General features: G+C 45.6%; 13 protein-coding genes. 4 read left to right on the top strand and 9 right to left on the bottom strand.

The window, feature by feature from the left end:
• Window positions 1-27: 27 nt before the first annotated feature.
• Window positions 28-183: a DUF2281 domain-containing protein gene (locus IQ217_RS12850; protein ID WP_228016627.1), complete on the bottom strand. Its 156-nt coding sequence runs from the start codon at window positions 181-183 to the stop codon at window positions 28-30.
• Between the two features lie 64 nt (window positions 184-247).
• Window positions 248-1,618, bottom strand: coding sequence for an FADH(2)-oxidizing methylenetetrahydrofolate--tRNA-(uracil(54)-C(5))-methyltransferase TrmFO (trmFO, locus tag IQ217_RS12845; RefSeq protein ID WP_194020241.1), 1,371 nt, complete (start codon window positions 1,616-1,618; stop codon window positions 248-250).
• Window positions 1,619-1,755: 137 nt separating this feature from the next.
• Between trmFO and IQ217_RS12840 the strand changes: the two genes are divergently transcribed.
• Window positions 1,756-5,292 carry a hybrid sensor histidine kinase/response regulator gene (locus tag IQ217_RS12840; RefSeq protein ID WP_194020240.1) on the top strand — a complete coding sequence of 1,179 codons (3,537 nt, stop codon included), beginning with the start codon at window positions 1,756-1,758 and terminating at the stop codon, window positions 5,290-5,292.
• On the opposite strand, the gene mnmG is transcribed toward IQ217_RS12840, so the two are convergent.
• A complete protein-coding gene (gene mnmG / locus IQ217_RS12835) occupies window positions 5,265-7,172 on the bottom strand; it encodes a tRNA uridine-5-carboxymethylaminomethyl(34) synthesis enzyme MnmG (RefSeq protein WP_194020239.1) in 1,908 nt (635 codons plus the stop codon). The two genes, IQ217_RS12840 and mnmG, sit on opposite strands and share 28 nt — an antisense overlap.
• Before the next feature lie 304 nt (window positions 7,173-7,476).
• Here mnmG and IQ217_RS12830 point away from each other — a divergent pair, with 304 nt between their 5' ends.
• A complete protein-coding gene (locus IQ217_RS12830) occupies window positions 7,477-8,823 on the top strand; it encodes a 2OG-Fe(II) oxygenase (RefSeq protein ID WP_194020238.1) in 1,347 nt (448 codons plus the stop codon).
• Window positions 8,824-9,196: 373 nt separating this feature from the next.
• Here IQ217_RS12830 and petE read toward each other — a convergent pair whose 3' ends face one another.
• On the bottom strand, window positions 9,197-9,580 hold the full coding sequence (petE, locus tag IQ217_RS12825) for a plastocyanin (RefSeq protein ID WP_190598261.1): 384 nt from the start codon (window positions 9,578-9,580) through the stop codon (window positions 9,197-9,199).
• Window positions 9,581-10,006: 426 nt separating this feature from the next.
• Between petE and IQ217_RS12820 the strand changes: the two genes are divergently transcribed.
• Window positions 10,007-11,461 (top strand): pilus assembly PilX family protein, encoded by a 1,455-nt coding sequence (locus IQ217_RS12820; RefSeq protein ID WP_194020237.1) that lies wholly within the window; start codon window positions 10,007-10,009, stop codon window positions 11,459-11,461.
• Window positions 11,462-11,538: 77 nt separating this feature from the next.
• On the opposite strand, the gene IQ217_RS12815 is transcribed toward IQ217_RS12820, so the two are convergent.
• Entirely contained in the window at window positions 11,539-12,165 is a 627-nt protein-coding gene (locus IQ217_RS12815) for a Uma2 family endonuclease (RefSeq protein ID WP_228024091.1), read from the bottom strand.
• Window positions 12,166-12,408: 243 nt separating this feature from the next.
• On the opposite strand from IQ217_RS12815, the gene ftsH2 reads away from it, so the two are divergent.
• A complete protein-coding gene (ftsH2, locus tag IQ217_RS12810; RefSeq protein WP_190598262.1) occupies window positions 12,409-14,292 on the top strand; it encodes an ATP-dependent zinc metalloprotease FtsH2 in 1,884 nt (627 codons plus the stop codon).
• Window positions 14,293-14,380: 88 nt separating this feature from the next.
• Here the strand turns inward: ftsH2 and IQ217_RS12805 are convergent, their stop codons facing one another.
• The 4 genes from IQ217_RS12805 to IQ217_RS18990 form a co-directional block, all read right to left on the bottom strand.
• Window positions 14,381-15,031 (bottom strand): LON peptidase substrate-binding domain-containing protein, encoded by a 651-nt coding sequence (locus tag IQ217_RS12805; protein ID WP_190598263.1) that lies wholly within the window; start codon window positions 15,029-15,031, stop codon window positions 14,381-14,383.
• 53 nt (window positions 15,032-15,084) lie between these two features.
• Entirely contained in the window at window positions 15,085-15,849 is a 765-nt protein-coding gene (gene tatC / locus IQ217_RS12800) for a twin-arginine translocase subunit TatC (protein ID WP_194020236.1), read from the bottom strand.
• Between the two features lie 163 nt (window positions 15,850-16,012).
• Window positions 16,013-17,545: a DUF4114 domain-containing protein gene (locus IQ217_RS12795; protein WP_194020235.1), complete on the bottom strand. Its 1,533-nt coding sequence runs from the start codon at window positions 17,543-17,545 to the stop codon at window positions 16,013-16,015.
• A 218-nt stretch (window positions 17,546-17,763) separates the two neighbouring features.
• On the bottom strand, window positions 17,764-17,963 hold a 200-nt coding region (locus IQ217_RS18990; RefSeq protein WP_228024090.1), incomplete at its 5' end, for a hypothetical protein.

Genomic DNA, 17,963 nt, shown 5'->3' with positions numbered 1-17,963 from the left:
AGTCATCGGCCATCCAAATTTTCCCCTTTAGAACATCTGCTTGACGGTATTTTTTTGTCCATCATCATTTGCTGGACTGACTGGTGATTGCTTAGTCAGCAGAAACTCGACAAAGTGTTCTACTTCAATTTTCATGGCATCGGGCAGAGCATTGATTTTTTCCATTAGGGCTCTGTCTGCCATGGGATTGCTCCTTAATTTTGACTTTGTATCAATTCTAAGCCGACTTTTTTGGTAGTTGCCAGCCCTAAACTCGACAGGTTGCTAAATCTTTGATGCTAGTTTGCCAAGCTTCTAAATCGGCCAAAGCCCGGTCTCGATATTGGCCGTAACGTTCTTGCTTATTGCGAATACGTTGGGGTAACTCCGGTAAAATGCCAAAATTGGGCGGCATGGGTTGGAAATGTTTGGGGGAAGCGGAACTGATGAAGTTAAACAAGGCTCCCATCATGGTCGTAACGGGCAATGTGAGCAGCGGTAAACCCAACGCCAACCGAGCCGCATTGGTGCCGGCTAACCATCCTCCAGCCGTAGCAGCGGCATAACCCTCCGTTCCCACTAATTGTCCCGCCGCAAATAGGCTTTGGCGATCGCCGAAATGAAGACTAGCGCTCAGGAGTTGGGGCGAATTGATAAAGGTATTGCGGTGCATTACCCCCATGCGGACAAACTCGGCGTTTTCTAAGCCAGGAATTAAACGGAAAACCCGTCCCTGTTCTCCCCAGCGTAAATTAGTTTGAAAGCCCACCATGTTCCACAATTGTCCCGCCTTATCTTCCTGGCGTAATTGCACCACCGCGTAGGGTTTTTTCTCCCTATTAGCTGGATCTCGGAAGTCGCCCAAACGGGCATCAAATAGACCAACGGGTTTTAGAGGGCCGTAACGCATAGTATCCTCCCCCCGCTGGGCCAATTCCTCTATGGGCAAACACCCCTCAAAAAACTTGGCTGTTTCCCGGTCAAAGTCCTTCAGGGCAGCCTGTTCCGCCTCACATAATGCCTGCCAAAAATGGAGATACTGGCCTCGGTTAAAGGGACAGTTGAGATAGGCCGCCTCCCCCTTGTCATAGCGGGAAGCAAAAAATGCCACTTCTTTATTGATGGAGTCTCCCACCACAATGGGGCTGGCCGCATCAAAAAAGCTGAGGTACTCCATGCCGGTGAATCGTTGCAAATCCTCCGTTAGTGCCGGACTAGTGAGGGGCCCTGTAGTCAGAACCGTAATACCTTCCCTGGGAATTTCCGTTACTTCCCCCCGCCGTAATTCCACCAGGGGATGGCTGGCCACTTGTTCTGTCAAAGACCGGCTAAAGACCCCCCGGTCCACCGCTAAAGCGCCCCCTGCTGGCACCGCATGGCGATCCGCTGTGGTGATAATCAGAGAATTCAACTTGCGTAATTCTGTTTGTAAAAGTCCCGCTGCCCGATCGCCAGCTTTAGCGCCAAAGGAATTACTACAAACCAACTCCGCCAAATCCTGACTGTGGTGGGCTGGACTCAGGCGTTCGGGGCGCATTTCCGTCAGAATAACTGGAACTCCTGCTTGGGCGATTTGCCAGGCAGCCTCCGTACCCGCTAAGCCTCCACCGATGACATGGATGGGCGTTAAAGTGGTCATAGGGAACTTTGAAAATTCAAAAATCGTTAGAGACTAACATTTTAATGCAGGGGATAGTCCACCGCCCGTGGGGAAGGCCCCCATCTCCCGAAAAATGGAATTTTCCTTGTCTTAATTAATGTCTGACCTTGGAACCCATGCCTATCATTCCTAGCCCCAAAGTCCTGTTAGTGGATGAGCACCAGGAACGTCTTGCTGCCCTGTCCCACGCCCTGGGTTCCCTACCGGTGGAAATAATCACAGCCAACTCCGGCCGAGAGGCGATCGCCACCGCCGCCACCACAGAGTTTGCCTTAATGATTTTGGCGGAGGAAATGCCTGAGTTAGACGGGTTAAATACCGCTAAAATTATTCGTTCTTTTCCCCTGGCGGAACAAACCCCAATTATTTTTCTGGCTCGGCAAGAAATTATTACCAAGGCAATGGCCGAAATAGATATTTTGGGAGTAGTTGATTTTCTTGAGCAACCGCCCAATGAATTTTTTCTCCAGACCAAAGTCAAAATTTATCTACAACTTTTCCAGCAAAAGCAAACCCTGGAATACCATAATAGCTATCTGGAAAATTTTACTGAATCCGTTTGTGTTGACGAAAATAATAGTCAGATAGAACAACTTAGTCAAATAATCTTAGCTAACATTTCTGATACCGTTTTTGTTACTGATTCAATCGGAAAATTTACTTTTATTTGTCCCAAAGTTGATACAATTTTTGGTTATTCTGTGGCAGAAGTAAACGCCATGGAAAATATTAAGATACTTCTGGGTGATTTTAGTTTTAACGAGTATGAACTAAAAGAGAAAGGAGAATTGCAAAATTTACAGCACAGCATTCAGGATAAGCGAGGTAAAATTCACTCCCTACTCATCAATCTTAAGAAAGTTGCCATTAACGGTGGTGTTTATCTTTACAATTGTCGGGATATTTCAGAATGGGCTCAAACAGAGCAGGCTATCAGGAATAGCGAGGCCAATTTCCGAGATATTTTTGCCAGTATTAACGACGGGCTATTGGTATTAGACCAAGATAATCATATTTGTTATGCCAATGCCCAAGCAGTGAAGTTTCTCAACTGTACTTTGGAAGAGCTAGTGGGAACTATTTGTAGCCCATTGGAAAATACGGAATTTAGCTTATCAGTGGACGACGGTAATGTTTATACCGTTGATGTTAGTGTAACTGAGATTACTTGGTATGGACAATTGGCAAAATTAGTTTCCCTACGGGATATTAGTGACCGCAAACGAATGGAGGATGAACTGCGGGAAAATCAGGATAAATACTACCGTCTATTAGAAAATCTCGATAATGGCGTGGTAGTTCATAAAGCCGACACCGAAATTGTTTATGCTAATCCTCGGGCAGAAAAATTCCTGGGTTTAACGGATTTAGAAGGCAGAAATATAGAAGATGAATACTGGATGTTTTTTGATGGAACAGGAAAAAAGCTGAAAAAAGAAGAGTTTCCCGTGGCCCAGGTTTTAGCCAATCAAATGCCCTGCAGAAATTTTGAAATGGGGATTTACCGTTCCGATATTGATCGAGTACTTTGGGCATATATTAATGCCTATCCTGAATCCTACAATGAAAATACCATCCAGGAAGTGGTGTTGACTTTTTCCGACATTACTGAACGCAAGCAAGCGGAAATTCAACTAAAAACTATTAATGAAAATCTAGAAGTGCTGATTGAAGAAAGAACTAGTGAGTTGGAAACTAGCAATAGTCAATTATTACAGGAAATTATTGAAAAAGAACAGGTGAGCATTACCCTGGCTACCCAAGAAGCAAAATATCGAGCCCTAGTGCGGGATGCCAGTGACGCAATTATTTTAATTACGATTGATTTCATTGTCCTGGAAGTAAACTATCGGGCCGTGGAGTTAAGTGGTTACAGCCAAGAAGAATTAATTGGACGGTCTTTGCTTGACATCAGGCTATTGCCTTCAGAGTTCCAGGCTCAACAAAGACACTTTTGGCGCATCCTCAGAAGGGAACAAATTGCCGAGTTAACCGATGTCAAATTGGTAAAAAAATCTGGAGAATTAATTTCCGTCGACATTTCCGCCAGTGTGATTACCTATGAAAACCATTCGATTGTTCAGTGCATAGTCCATGATATAACTCTACAAAAAACGATTCAAGCTCAATTGCAACGGGAAAATTACTTTCGTCAGCAATTATTGGAAAAAATGGTGGAAGGGTTATGTGTTTATCAGCCAGTTACCCAATTTCCTTTCCTGGAATTTAGTGTTTGGAATCCAATCATGGAAACCATCACGGGCTATAGTCGGGAAGAAATTAATCAGTGCGGCTGGTATCAGACCCTATACCCCGATGAACAATCTCGACAAAGGGCGATCGCCCGAATGAAAGCGGTGGCTTTTGGGGTAGACATGGTCAAGGAGGAGTGGCAAATCGTCCGCCGGGACGGAGTTCTGCGTACAATTGAAATTTCCACTGCCCTGATCACTTCAAAAAATGAGACCAATGTGCTGGCAGTAATTCAAGATATAACGGAGCAAAGAAAACAGTTACAAATTATTCAAGATAACGAAGCTACCCTACGTTGTATTGTGGAAAATCTGCCAATTTTCTTCGGTATGAGAACGATGAATTTTAGCAAGTGGTATTACATTAATCCTTCTTTTGAAAGTTTAACTGGTTACACTCCCCAAGAAATGTATGAAGATCCACTGCTATGGCAAAAAATTCACCGAGAAGAACATGCAGAAAATTTAGAACAGGCCCGTTTTAACCTAGGGGAGTGGACTATTTTCTCTATGGAGAAAAAAGACGGCACACAAATTTGGGCACAAACAGTAGAATTTTTAGTGGATGATCTGTCAGAAGCCGCTCGGGTAGTGGTATTTGGTCAGGATATTACCGACATTAAACGGGCGGAAATCGAAATATTGAGATCCTTAGTCAAAGAACGGGAGTTAAATGAAGCCAAAAGCCAATTTGTCGATATTGTTTCCCATGAATTTCGTACCCCTTTGACTTCTATTATCGGATTTGGAGAGTTATTATCCAAATATTTTGACCGTCTTTCTCTAGAAAAGAAACAACACTACATCAATAATATTCAAAATGCTAGCCAACGGCTAAAACAACTAATTGATGATGTACTTTCCATCAGCCGCTACGACGCCAATAAACTAGAAATTGAGCTGGGTAACACAAACCTCCGGAACTTGGGTAACGATGTAATCGAAAATTTTAGCTGTGGCCTGGGCAGTGAACACAATCTGGAGTTTAACTACCATCTCAAGCCGGAGGAACGCTCCTTGGTGGATGTGAGGCTGCTCCGCCATGCGTTGGAAAATGTTTTAAGTAATGCAATTAAATATTCAGCCCCGGGCAGTACGGTTACCCTGGACATTAGTAGGGATGAAGATCATTTACTTTTCCAAGTACAGGATGAAGGCATCGGCATTCCTCCCCAGGATCGAGAAAAACTGTTTGAAGCTTTCCACCGTGCCAGTAATGTGGGGGACGTTCCCGGTACTGGTTTGGGACTGAGCATTGTTAAACGCTATGTGGAATTCCAGGGAGGGACAATACAAGTAGAATCGGTGCCGGAAAAAGGGACAACAATGGTGATCAAATTGCCCTTAAACCCTGCCCCCATAGTTCAAATTGCTCAAGGGGAAACCGATCGCCTTAGTTGACTTTCCAGATAAACCAAGAGGGCATTGATATCGGCGGGGTTAACGCCCCCAATGCGACCGGCCTGGCCAATGGTGAGGGGTTGGAACTGGGTTAGTTTTTCCCTCGCTTCCATGGATAGGGTTTCAATGGCCATGTAATTTAAGCTTGGGGGCAAACGTTTTTGGCTGTGGCGGCTCACCTGTTCAATTTGGGTTTGTTGCCGTTTAATGTAGCCTGAGTATTTGATTTCGATTTCCACGCCCTGTTTTTCCTCGGCGGTTAAACTGCCATCCCCCAAGGCAAATTTTTCCAAGTCGGGATAATGGAATCCCGGCCGCCGTAATAAATCGGCCAAAACAATAGAACCTTTAATCCTTTGCTGGGTATAGTCGGCGATGCTTTTACCCACCTCGTCCTGTTCCTTAATGCGGGTACTGTACAGCCTTTCCTTTTCCGCTGTAATGTTAGCTTGTTTAGTCTGGAATAGGTTCCAACGGCGATCGTCAATTAAGCCAATTTCCCGTCCTAAGGGAGTTAACCTTTGATCGGCATTGTCAGAACGCAAAATTAAGCGGTACTCGGAACGGCTGGTGAGCATCCGGTAGGGTTCCCGCAAATCTTTGGTGCATAAATCGTCAATTAAGGTACCGAGATAACTTTCCTCCCGGGAGAAGATGACCAAGGATTTGCCTTGACAATGACGCGCCGCATTGATGCCGGCTACTAAGCCTTGGGCCGCTGCTTCTTCATAGCCGGTGGTGCCATTAATTTGCCCCGCACAAAATAGCCCTGCCACTTTTTTTGTCATTAAGCTGGGGTAGCATTGGGTCGCTGGTAAAAAGTCATATTCCACTGCATAGGCGGGCCGCAACATAACGCAATTTTCGAGCCCCGGCAAAGTTTGTAACATGGCCAGTTGTACATTTTCCGGTAGCCCCGTGGAAAAACCTTGGATGTAGAGTTCGGGAATGTCTCGACCTTCCGGCTCGATAAAAATTTGATGGCTTTCTTTATCGGCAAAACGAACAATTTTGTCTTCGATGGAAGGACAATAACGGGGCCCTTTGGAGTCAATAAAGCCACCATAAATGGGGGACAGGTGGAGATTATCTTTAATTAATTGATGGGTTTTAGCCGTTGTTCTGGTTAGGTAACAATTCATTTGCTCCCGTTCCACCCACAGCGCTGGGTCGAAGCTAAACCAACTTACTTGGTCGTCGGGGGGTTGGGGCTCTAATTTGTCATAGTCTACCGATCGCCGGTCCACCCTAGCTGGAGTCCCTGTTTTTAATCTGCCAGTTTCAAAGCCCAAGGCGTTCAATGTTTCCGTTAATCCCACTGCGGCAAACTCGCCGGCCCGCCCCGCTGGCATGGACTTATTGCCAATCCAAATTTTGCCCCCCAGGAAAGTCCCCGTCGTAATCACCACAGACTGGGCCCCAAAGCAGGCGCCAAAGTAGGTTTGCACACCTTGGATTTCATCATTTTCCCCCAGCACCAAATCCGTCACCATTCCTTCCCGAATGGATAGATTGGGTTGATTTTCCACAATATTTTTCATCACCGCCGCATATTCTCGTTTATCCGTTTGGGCCCGCAACGCCCACACCGCCGGTCCCCGGGAAATATTCAACACCCGTTTTTGCAGATAGGTACGGTCAGCCATTTTACCAATTTCCCCCCCCAAGGCATCTACTTCGTGGGTCAACTGGGATTTGGCCGGGCCCCCCACGGCGGGGTTACAGGGTTGCCAAGCAATGCGGTCTAAATTGAGAGTTAACAGGAGAGTGCGACAGCCCAACCGCGCCGTAGCCAAGGCCGCTTCACAGCCCGCATGGCCCGCCCCCACCACGATGACATCAAATTGGTCTTGGAATTCCACTGGCGATCGAAGGGTCATGGCAACTGCAAAGTTTTGATAACTAACTTAATTGGATTGGGTCCATCCCCTAGTTTAACTAATGGGAGTTCCGCGGGCCATAAGTCCTACGCTATATCCGAGGGCATTTAACGTACACTTCAGTATAATGGGCACCACCGATCACAAACGAAATGGCGGAGTAGATGTACTGCCAAAAAACAAATAACTTCCCCCTTACTCTCTTTCATAATAATCATCTGTAATTTAATTTAAAATCAATTAGAGAGATGGAACCTATGATTTTATTTCTCTTTTGTGACTGAGCTCAGGATTAAATTAAACAATGATCGACTATATCATCGTAGAAAATTTACTTCCCGATTCTTTGATCGCGTATATTTTTGAAACTTTGAAAAAATACGAGTTTCAATCATCTAAAGTTGGTATGCGTGTCGATCCTAAACAAAAGATCAGACAAGATTGCTTTCTTTCTAGGATTGATTGCGCCCCAGTTGATACATTTATTTTTAATGCAGTGGATGGCTTAGCCAAAGAAAAGTTTGATATTGCAATTCAATATAGGGAGCGTTGGAAAATTGGATTTTATGATGGTCAAAATAAGAGTCACTACAATCCACATACTGACATTCAGGGGGAAATGGAGCACAGAAAACTAAGTTTTGTCATTGCTCTGTCTGCCCCCGAAGCCTATGAAGGCGGGGAACTTTATTTTCCTACCCTCGACCGAGAATTTAAGCTAAAGAAGGGCGCTTGTATTATTTTTAAACCAGAACTTTTACATGGTGTGAAACCAGTAATTTCTGGAAAAAGATATACGTTGCTATCATTTATGTTTGATGAAGATGGCGGCAAAAAGAAACTACAATCAACCGATTCACTCAAACAATACATCCCCAATTTATTAAGCCAGGAATCAGAAAAATCGATCAATAAGCCCAACTATGATCTAGATTACAGTGATCGGAAACAAAAACCTTGGTCCGACACAGATAACCATTGGTATATAGACCAAGATTCAGATACTTTACTGGTTTCCTTTGCTGGCTTTGGTGATAAGAATTCAATTCCGACTTTTGTTTTTCATAATTTTCTTCAACAATATACACAGGTTGATCAGCTGTTTATTCGAGATATTCAATGTCGATACTATTTAGATGGCATCAAGAACGAAACGAAGACGATGCAAGAGACCCTAGCGTGGCTGGAGGGATTAATTGGACAGAAGAAATATAAAAAAATTGTTGGTATAGGTTGTTCCTCTGGTGGCTATGCAGTTATTTTATTTGGTCATCTTCTCAAGTTTGATAAAGTGATCAGTTTCGCGCCCCAGACTGTTTTAAATGAGACTAAGAATTCAGTTCTGCATGATAATCGTTTCGATAATACCTGTCGCTATTTAAATCAGCTTAAAACAAATACAGATTTTACTTTTGGTGAGTTTTCATTTCACGATTGTTTAGATTTAAAAAATTTACAGCCCTACGCAACCCAGGTTGAAATTCATTATCCTGCTCATGCCTGTGATGGGGCTGATAGGAGACATGCTGAATATCTTGAGTGCGAAACCTGTCTGCTAGTGGAATACCCTTCCAAAAATCATAGAATTGCTCTAGAGCTTAGGGATAACGGCCAACTACAACAGATCATTGATAACCTGGTGTTTGGTTAAGAAATCGGTGTAAAGGTAGTCATTTTAGATAACGATGCTGAAAGATTTTCGGATATGGTGAACAGAAAAAATCAAATTTATTTCCTCGTCAATTTTTCCTAGATATTGTCCTAATCCGAGCCTTGGTACCCTGGAAATTTGGGATAAAAAAATCGCATCTCGGTTAAAAGATGCGATCGCCAAAACGCAGAAGTTTTTCTAAGTAGATGGCTTAGTCAAGAATCTGTTTTGTAGACTTTCGATCCGTTCCCCTCAATCCCCAATCAGCAAGAGAAATTTTACTTATCTCTACCATTTGGGAAAACTGAGGGAGTTAGAGACAGACCCCATAGCATTAAGCTTAAATCAACAACGGAAGAATGGACCCGTCGGATTACTCAACGACAACCTTGCCTACCATGCCAGCGCCCCGGTGGGGTTCACAGTAGTAGGTGTAGGTGCCGGGTTCAGTGAAGGTGGAGGTGAAGCTTTCGCCAGCAGCAAAGGCCAAACCTTTGTGGGAGAGCTTAGCCGCGGTGGCATCGTCCACACCATCGGCGGCGGAAAAGACAACATTGTGGGGAGAGAGCTTGTTGTTAACCCATTTAACTTCGTCCCCAGCTTTAATGGTGACGGTGCTCGGGTCAAAGGCGAGGGCACCACTATCAGAACCCATTTTTACCGTTGCACTGGCAGCGGCAGCGGGGCTAACGGACAAAAAGAAACTGGATACCACTAGCAAAAGGCCAGCGAGGATTGTTAAGAATTTTTTAGACATACTTCTTGGCAATTTTATTTATAGGGACTCGTGGTTGAACGGGTCGGGGCAACGCCCTATTCCATGCCACAAAAGGCGATCGGGGACGTTTTTCCTTTCTTTTGCCTATGGTATCACAATGTTTGACAGCTCGTCGTAGATCATTCCATCTCGACCCTGAGCGGAGGGCACAAGCCCATTCCTTGTCCTATTCAAATAGTACTTTGCTAAAAATACTTGGTTTTTCTAGCTATATTTACTGAACTTTAAATTAGGATTTGTAGCCGCCTGTGGTAATTGCTGAATTATCTTTATTTTTGGCGATCGCCGTCATAAAAATTAGCTTGCCATTGCCTCAATCAAGACGATAATGGAAAGTAGCCCAGTAAACCCGATCAGAATTTTAGTGGGTTAAAAAAGCTCCCTGGGTTAGGTTGGGCACCGCTTATGAATCCTCACAAATTTTTCCGCTTCATAATTCTTTCTTACCGCCGTCCTGCTGATAACGGTGGTTTTGCCTTGCCGATGGCAATTATGGTTGGCCTAGTGCTGACGATTATTGGCGTCGTGATCATGCAAAGGTCAATGTTTCAACAAAATAACTCCACTAGCAAAGCGGCCACCGACCAAGCCCAAAATGCTGCTGAAGCAGGCATTACCAAGTTAATTAACTTGATGAATACCCCGGCCAATCGCTTCATCGCCGCCTTGCCAGATTGTCAGAATTGGAATTCCGGCAGTAGTACTTGCAGCGATACCGATAGTACCCCCAGTTGGCATAATCTCCCTAACCTAGGAAGCTGGACAATTACCACCCCCGGTGCGGCCTGTCAGCCACGAGTAACCACCACCACCGATATAACGGCAACTGTCAGTAATCGGGCTTGGAAAACTTTGCCCCAAGGTGAATTTCGCTTAGTTAGCTATCAATACACTCCAGATACCGCCAATGGAGGGGCGATCGGTCTTGGGCCGGGCACAGGAACCTTAGTTGTGGAAGGAGCCATTAACCGCAATGCCGCTGCCGCCAATGAGGCCCGGTCACGGTTAGAAGTAAAAATCCCCATTACCCGTCTCCCCAATAATGCCTCGGTTTCAAGTTTATGGGTTACGGAAACCGCCACCGGTGATGAAATCGTTGCGGGCAATCAAGATGTCTATTCCGACATCATTGTTAATGACTGCAATGCTTCCGTTGACCCTGCCGATTTCCCCAACAGTGAGGTTGCCATTGGCACCTATGAAGCGATGTACAGTAATGTGCCCCAGCCGGATTTGCCCCCCTATCCTGCCTGTCCAGCTTCTAATACTTTTGCCACCTTGTCTGGGAGTATGACTTTGCCGAGAAGTACCGACGCTAGTACGAACATGACCCTCAATGATGGAACAACTCTTCCTGCCTATGTTTACTGCATCAACAAAATAGCTCTGGGTGGAAACGATACCGTCAATGTAAAAACCGTTAATCCCACTACTGGTCAAAGATTTCTCGTGATGATGCACGTCAAGGGCGACATGAATGTAAGCGGCAACACCCATTTAAACCACTCTTGCTCTGGAACTTGTACTAATTATAAGCCGACGGATTTGAATATTTTTGGTTACGGAGAAGCGGCCTATTCTTCTAGTCCGCCGCGGATATTGGCTTCTGGGGGAAATAACATTGAAGCTTTTATTTTGGCTCCAGACTATGTTTACGGAGTTAATGGTGGTGGTAATGATGGTGGGGTGACCGGTTCATTAATTATTAAAAAAGTAATTAATTCTTCTAGTTCTAACCAGATGATCTTTAGCGACATTTCTGGATTAACTTGGGAGGAACTGGTAAACACCATTAAGGCTCCTCCATCCGCACCAAATCTAAATCCGATTTCTAGTTGGTCAACCAAACCGACGAATTAACTAGTTGTTTCTCTAAAAGTTTTCGTGTCGCCTCAGATTCAGCCCTGAATTACAAAGGTTTGGGGCTGATTTTTTATCTAAACCTTAGCTTTGGCAAATAGTTCATTAACAGTAAAACTCAACTGGGGCAATAGGTCGTCTTCCACTAGCTGATCGCCTTGGTAGGTAATGGGGAGGCGATCGGGGGCAAAAATGGTCAAGCTACGGTGGCGAGTATGCACTGTACCTTCAGCATTGCCAATAATCCAGACCCGTTCCACCCCAGCGGCGAGATAATCCCCAGCTTTTTCCGTCATGGCTGCAAAGGACTGACCAGGGGAAACAATTTCCACCACCAATTCCGGTGCCACCGGGCAAAAGTCATTTTCTAGGTTAAAGGGCGCTAGTTTGCCGTCGGAAATGTAGGTCACATCCGGCACGGGGGCCCAATCTTGCTCATCTTTTTGCAGACAAATAGCCCATTCCGGGTAAGCTTCCCCAGGTAAAGCACAACCTTCCCAATTGCCCCAATCAGATAGTAGGAAGAGTAATGCCCGTTGAAGGCAGGAATGAATGCGTTTTGGTGGCATTTTGGCGATCGCCGTGCCGTCCTGGAATTCGTAATTAACTTCCCCCTCTGGGAGCTGAGAAAATTCTTCCAGAGTTAGGTTCTTGTCTGTGACGGTCTGACCCATGGTGGCTTGCCCCCAACGATTACTTTCCAAGCTAGCAAATTCCCCACTCGGTAGACCCTGCGGTAATCCGCCCAGGGCTAGGGGGTTGTCGTAATTATGAGAATTACGTTACATTTAGTTAAGATTTTGTTACAAAAGTCCATTGTCAACAAGATTAATCAATTCCACGGCGTCGGGGAGCTAGTCCTCCATGGCGGGGTTCAGTCTCCGTTCCACGATTAACCGATTACACTAAATCCTACGACCGTCTTAACTTTTAAAGTGAGCTAACATATGAAATTTTCCTGGAGAACTGCCCTACTTTGGTCCCTACCCCTGTTGGTAGTCGGCTTTTTCTTCTGGCAGGGGAGCTTTGGAGGGGCAGATGCCAACCTCGGTTCCAACACTGCTAACACCCGCATGACCTATGGTCGCTTCCTCGAATATGTGGATGCTGGCCGCATTACCAGTGTGGACTTATATGAAAATGGCCGCACGGCGATCGTGCAAGTTAGTGATCCAGAAGTAGACCGGACCCTCCGTTCCCGGGTTGACCTCCCCACCAACGCCCCGGAATTGATTGCCCGTTTACGGGATGCCGACATTCGCCTTGACTCCCACCCTGTCCGCAACAATGGCATGGTTTGGGGCTTTGTAGGTAATTTAATTTTCCCTGTCCTTTTAATTGCTTCCCTCTTTTTCCTGTTCCGCCGTTCCAGCAATATGCCCGGCGGCCCCGGCCAAGCCATGAACTTTGGTAAATCCAAAGCCCGCTTTCAAATGGATGCCAAAACCGGTGTCATGTTTGATGATGTGGCCGGCATTGACGAAGCTAAAGAAGAACTGCAAGAGGTAGTAACTTTTCTCAAACAGCCCGAACGCTTTACCGCTGTAGGGGCCAAAATTCCCAAAGGCGTGCTCCTGGTAGGCCCTCCTGGTACCGGTAAAACCCTCCTCGCCAAGGCGATCGCCGGGGAAGCCGGAGTGCCCTTCTTTAGTATTTCCGGTTCCGAATTCGTAGAAATGTTTGTGGGGGTTGGTGCTTCCCGGGTGCGGGATCTGTTCAAAAAAGCCAAAGAGAATGCCCCCTGTTTGATCTTCATTGATGAAATTGATGCAGTGGGTCGGCAACGGGGCGCTGGCATCGGTGGTGGTAACGATGAGCGGGAACAAACCCTCAACCAATTGCTGACGGAAATGGATGGTTTTGAAGGCAATACGGGGATTATTATTATTGCCGCCACTAACCGCCCCGATGTTCTCGATTCCGCCCTCATGCGTCCCGGTCGTTTCGATCGCCAAGTGATGGTGGATGCTCCCGATTACGCCGGTCGTAAGGAAATTTTAGAGGTCCATGCCCGCAACAAAAAACTAGCGCCGGAAGTTTCCATCGACTCCATTGCCCGCCGTACCCCTGGTTTCAGTGGAGCTGATTTGGCCAACTTGTTGAATGAAGCCGCCATCCTCACCGCCCGCCGTCGTAAATCTGCCATTACCCTGTTGGAAATTGACGATGCCGTAGACCGGGTTGTGGCCGGGATGGAAGGCACTCCCTTGGTGGATAGCAAAAGTAAGCGCTTAATTGCCTATCACGAAGTCGGCCACGCCATTGTCGGCACGTTGTTAAAAGATCATGATCCGGTGCAAAAAGTCACCCTCATTCCCCGGGGCCAAGCCCAAGGTTTGACCTGGTTCACCCCCAACGAGGAACAAGGCCTGACCACAAAATCCCAACTGATGGCCCGCATTGCCGGTGCCATGGGCGGTCGAGCTGCGGAAGAAGAAGTCTTTGGCGATGACGAAGTAACCACTGGTGCCGGTGGTGACCTACAACAGGTAACCGAAATGGCCCGCCAGATGGTAACTCGTTTTGGCATGAGCAACCTTGGCCCCATCTCTTTGGAGAGTTCAGGCGGGGAAGTATTTCTCGGCGGTGGCTTGATGAACCGTTCTGAATACTCCGAAGAAGTAGCCACCCGTATTGATGTCCAGGTGCGGCAGTTGGCCGAACAGGGTCACCAAATGGCCCGCAAAATCGTCCAAGAACAACGAGAAGTAGTCGATCGCCTCGTGGATCTTTTAATTGAGAAAGAAACCATTGACGGGGAAGAATTTCGGCAAATTGTGGCGGAATACGCCGAGGTTCCCGTTAAGGAACAATTAATTCCCCAACTGTAAAATTTCCCTTCTCTAGCAAATTAGTTTGGTCAGTAAGGCCCTGATTCTCCGGAACAGGGCTTTTTTTTAGCTTTTTTAAAAAAATGTTCTATTCTTCTCCCTCTGTACCCAAAACATCCTTTAAAGCGGTGCGGGCGGCGAGGTGGTTGCGGGTGGACATGAGAATTTCCGCTTCCCGTTGCAAGCGCTCGGCGGTGTCTTGTAATTCCAGCAAACTCTGTTGCTCACTGGCAACGCCATAAAGATTTCCTGCTACCCAGTAGGACAATTCCACCGGCAACACGGGTAAATCATCGGGCAATTCCAAATTCTGGTCGGTCAACTTGGCGGAGAGATTAACCACGTCATGCAACAGGCGATCGACTTCTTTGGCCAAGCCATGGAGATCCTGCCCCGTGTATTTATCATCAATCCATTCCACTAAACCGACTCGGTAGGGCTTTTCCCGCACATATTCCAGCACCCGAAAACGCTGCTGTCCCAGGGTTAAAACCTTCATCCGGTCATCGGGTAATCTTTGGTAGCGCAACACCTCTGCACAGCAACCCACATCGGAAATTTCCCCTGTGCTGGGATCGATCATCAACACCCCAAAACGGCGATCGTCTTCCAAAATGGTGTTCATCATCATCCGGTAGCGGTACTCGAAAATGTGCAGGGGCAGGGGCCGCCCAGGGAAAAGCACAACTTCAGGCAGTGGAAAAATAGGAAGTTCCCTAATTGCAACGGAGGATGCCATCTTAATATTTCTTAATGTTAAGCAACGTACTTCAAATGATAAAGGATTGGGGACTATTTACCCAGTAAGCGCACGCAACCGATGCCCCCAAAATAAAGCCCCAGCACTGCTCCAGCTAAAAGGGATTGGGTGAGGGGATCCGTGGAAGGGGTGAGGACTGCCCCCAGCACCATCGCCCCCAAAATCACAAAGCGCCAACCCTTCAGCATTTGCTCGGAGGAGACAATGCCCAAAAAGCCCAGAACCACTTGAATAATCGGAATTTGAAAGGCTAGCCCCGTGCTAAACATCAACAGAAGCACAAACTCAAAATATTTATCAATGGACCAGAGTTGCTCCACCACATCTGCCCCGTAGCTGACAAAAAATTTGAGCGCAGCGGGGATGAGAGCATAGTAGGCAAAGCCTAGACCGGCAAAAAAAAGCACACTGGAGCCCAGCACCACCGGCCCCAGCAATCGACGTTCCCGACGGGTTAAACCAGGTAAAACGAATTGAATAATTTGGTAGAGGATAAAGGGACTCATCACGAGGATGCCGCTATAGCCCGCTACCTTAACGGAAACGAAAAAAAACTCCCCAGGGGAAAGCTGCAAAAATTTCACTGTGCCCGCCGGTACCTGGAGCCATTGCACCAAGGGTTTGACAAAGATAAAGCAGGCCACCACTCCGACCAAGACTGCCCCCAAGGACAGAAAAATGCGAGTTCTAAGTTCATCAAGGTGATCAAACAAAGACATTTCCATGTCATTAGGCACTTCGTCCAAATAATCAGGGGAAGTTTCCGGGGAAGTGATGTTATCAAGCTGGGTCGGCATGGTTTAACGGCAAGGACAACAAGTTGCCCCTATTCTGACATTCTCCAGCCACTGATTGCGAAGATATGGAAGTTGGCTGGGCGATCGCCGGGGTCTGGATTATGGTGGGTTTGCATAAAGTAGTCCTGCCGTCCGGCCAGAATAATTTCTAAAAAACAAAAATCTAGGTGCGATAAAAAAAGCTAAACACAGTGTCATTAAAGTCATAGTCACTGACCCCAGCAATACTGGGCAGGTCTTCAAAGCCAAAAGTGTTATTTTCCAAGCGACGCAGATGTTCAGAAGCATCAGGATTGGCGGCACCAAAACTAAAATAAGCAACAGCCTTAGTTTGAAAATTTTCCAGGCTGGCTCCTGTATTCCCAGGATTGAGCGCTAAAAAAGCGGCGATCGCCTGCTCAAAACTGCCTGATTTCACTAATAAATCTCCCCCATTGGCGATTAAAAAAGGAGCATAAAAACGTCCTCCGGCCAAAACCACTTCTCCAAATTCACTTGCAGTGGTATTTTTACTGGGATCACCATTGGCCCCAGCTTCCAGAAAAAAATTATTGACGTGTTGACGAAGCGCAGTTTGGGCATAGCCTTTATCCCCTGGATTTAGCAAGTCATCTACCAGACCATTACCATTAAGATCATCCACATCGAGAATGCTTCCGCTTGTGTTTTCCACCGCATAAAACCCCACCAGGTTATGAAATAGAGCATTGGTTTGGGACAACGCACCATCATCAATTTCGCCTTTAATTTCTCCGGAGACAGAGCTAATATCGTAGACTAAACTTCCTAAATTGTCCGTATTAGGCTGAAAATTAAAAGCATCAGTTGCATTGGGATCAAGATAAAAGCTATTCAAGTCTTGATTCAAGATCCAATAACGTTTCAAAGGAACAAAGACATTAGTGTCTTGAGAAAAAATAGACTCCGTCCCTTGTAATTGGAGGTTGTTAAACTGAAAATTGACATTCAATCCATTGGGCATCCATAGACGATTATAGATATTAGTTGCTATGTCTGTAGAAATGCTATAGTAATCGGATAAGCTTTGAATAGTTGATTGTGAATTCGTTTCTAGATTTTGCAACATAGCTTGATAACTGACCATAAAATCCTTTAGCAAAGCTCGTTTGTCGAGGTCCTGCCAAACATATTTATTCGTATTAGCTACAACCCCTTGATAGTCCCCTAAAAAAAGCTGAAAACCTGGATCAGCTTGGGCACCTTCTAAGTAAGAATAGGGAGGATTGAGTAAAGTAGCATCGATTTGATTGTTAATTAGTTCGTCATAGCGTAAATTAGTGGCACCTGCCTTGATAAAATCTAAGTTTTGGTATTCTTCTGGCGTGAGCTTTTGGCTTAAATAAGAACGTAAAGCCCTAGCGTAACCGGTGTTTGTATCAATTCCAATTCTATTTTTATTCGCTTCTGGATCAATCTCGCCACACAGGTCTAAAATGCCTCCGTGAATGGGGAAAAGGGCCAAAATTGCAGAATATTTATCCTCTAATGATAGGGACAAAGTATCGTCATAGGACATTAAAACTATATCGGCATTATTGTCGAACAAATCTTGATGGGCTTCATCAGCATTTTTGACATATTTAATTTCTAAGTTAATATCTAACTGCGGCTGGAGGGTGCTCAATAAAAAAGCTGAAATATCTTTAAAAGCCGAGATTTTGAGGGTTGGAGTCATTGCATTAACCAAGAAAGAGAATGATTTTAGAAAAGTTACAACGGTTACGGTATTTGAGTGGCACAGCAAAACCGTTACAGAATAATCATTACGACTATCCTGTGTGTGTCAAGTTGATTCGGAATTTGCTGTAAACTCCTTAGCGAATATAGCTGCTTGAAATAAAATTAAGACAGTAGAGATTTCTACAAGGCTTGTATTGAAAGTACCTTAATTATTTATATTGCCGTATTTTTAATTGAATTAGCTATAAGTTTTATTGTTTTTTGGGCTTGCTGACGAGTAAACTTGGGGAGCATCCCACTTTTGCCCTGAGTATAAATGCTTAGTGATGTGAGTAGAGAAAATTGCTGTAAAAATAAGAAAAACAGGAAAAATCTATGACCCCAGAAGAAATTCAGCAGGCCAAGGACTATTT

The sequence above is a fragment of the Synechocystis salina LEGE 00031 genome (genome assembly GCF_015207985.1).
Lineage (GTDB): Bacteria > Cyanobacteriota > Cyanobacteriia > Cyanobacteriales > Microcystaceae > Synechocystis > Synechocystis salina.
The sequence above is the reverse complement of the archived record's forward strand: the minus strand, read 5'-3'. Positions and strand labels throughout refer to the sequence as shown.

Coding starts and splice junctions, on each gene's coding strand:
- IQ217_RS12850 (WP_228016627.1), bottom strand. CDS start 183: ATGGCAGACAGAGCCCTAATGGAAAAAATCAATGCTCTGCCCGATGCC.
- trmFO (WP_194020241.1), bottom strand. CDS start 1,618: ATGACCACTTTAACGCCCATCCATGTCATCGGTGGAGGCTTAGCGGGT.
- IQ217_RS12840 (WP_194020240.1), top strand. CDS start 1,756: ATGCCTATCATTCCTAGCCCCAAAGTCCTGTTAGTGGATGAGCACCAG.
- mnmG (WP_194020239.1), bottom strand. CDS start 7,172: ATGACCCTTCGATCGCCAGTGGAATTCCAAGACCAATTTGATGTCATC.
- IQ217_RS12830 (WP_194020238.1), top strand. CDS start 7,477: ATGATCGACTATATCATCGTAGAAAATTTACTTCCCGATTCTTTGATC.
- petE (WP_190598261.1), bottom strand. CDS start 9,580: ATGTCTAAAAAATTCTTAACAATCCTCGCTGGCCTTTTGCTAGTGGTA.
- IQ217_RS12820 (WP_194020237.1), top strand. CDS start 10,007: ATGAATCCTCACAAATTTTTCCGCTTCATAATTCTTTCTTACCGCCGT.
- ftsH2 (WP_190598262.1), top strand. CDS start 12,409: ATGAAATTTTCCTGGAGAACTGCCCTACTTTGGTCCCTACCCCTGTTG.
- IQ217_RS12805 (WP_190598263.1), bottom strand. CDS start 15,031: ATGGCATCCTCCGTTGCAATTAGGGAACTTCCTATTTTTCCACTGCCT.
- tatC (WP_194020236.1), bottom strand. CDS start 15,849: ATGCCGACCCAGCTTGATAACATCACTTCCCCGGAAACTTCCCCTGAT.
- IQ217_RS12795 (WP_194020235.1), bottom strand. CDS start 17,545: ATGACTCCAACCCTCAAAATCTCGGCTTTTAAAGATATTTCAGCTTTT.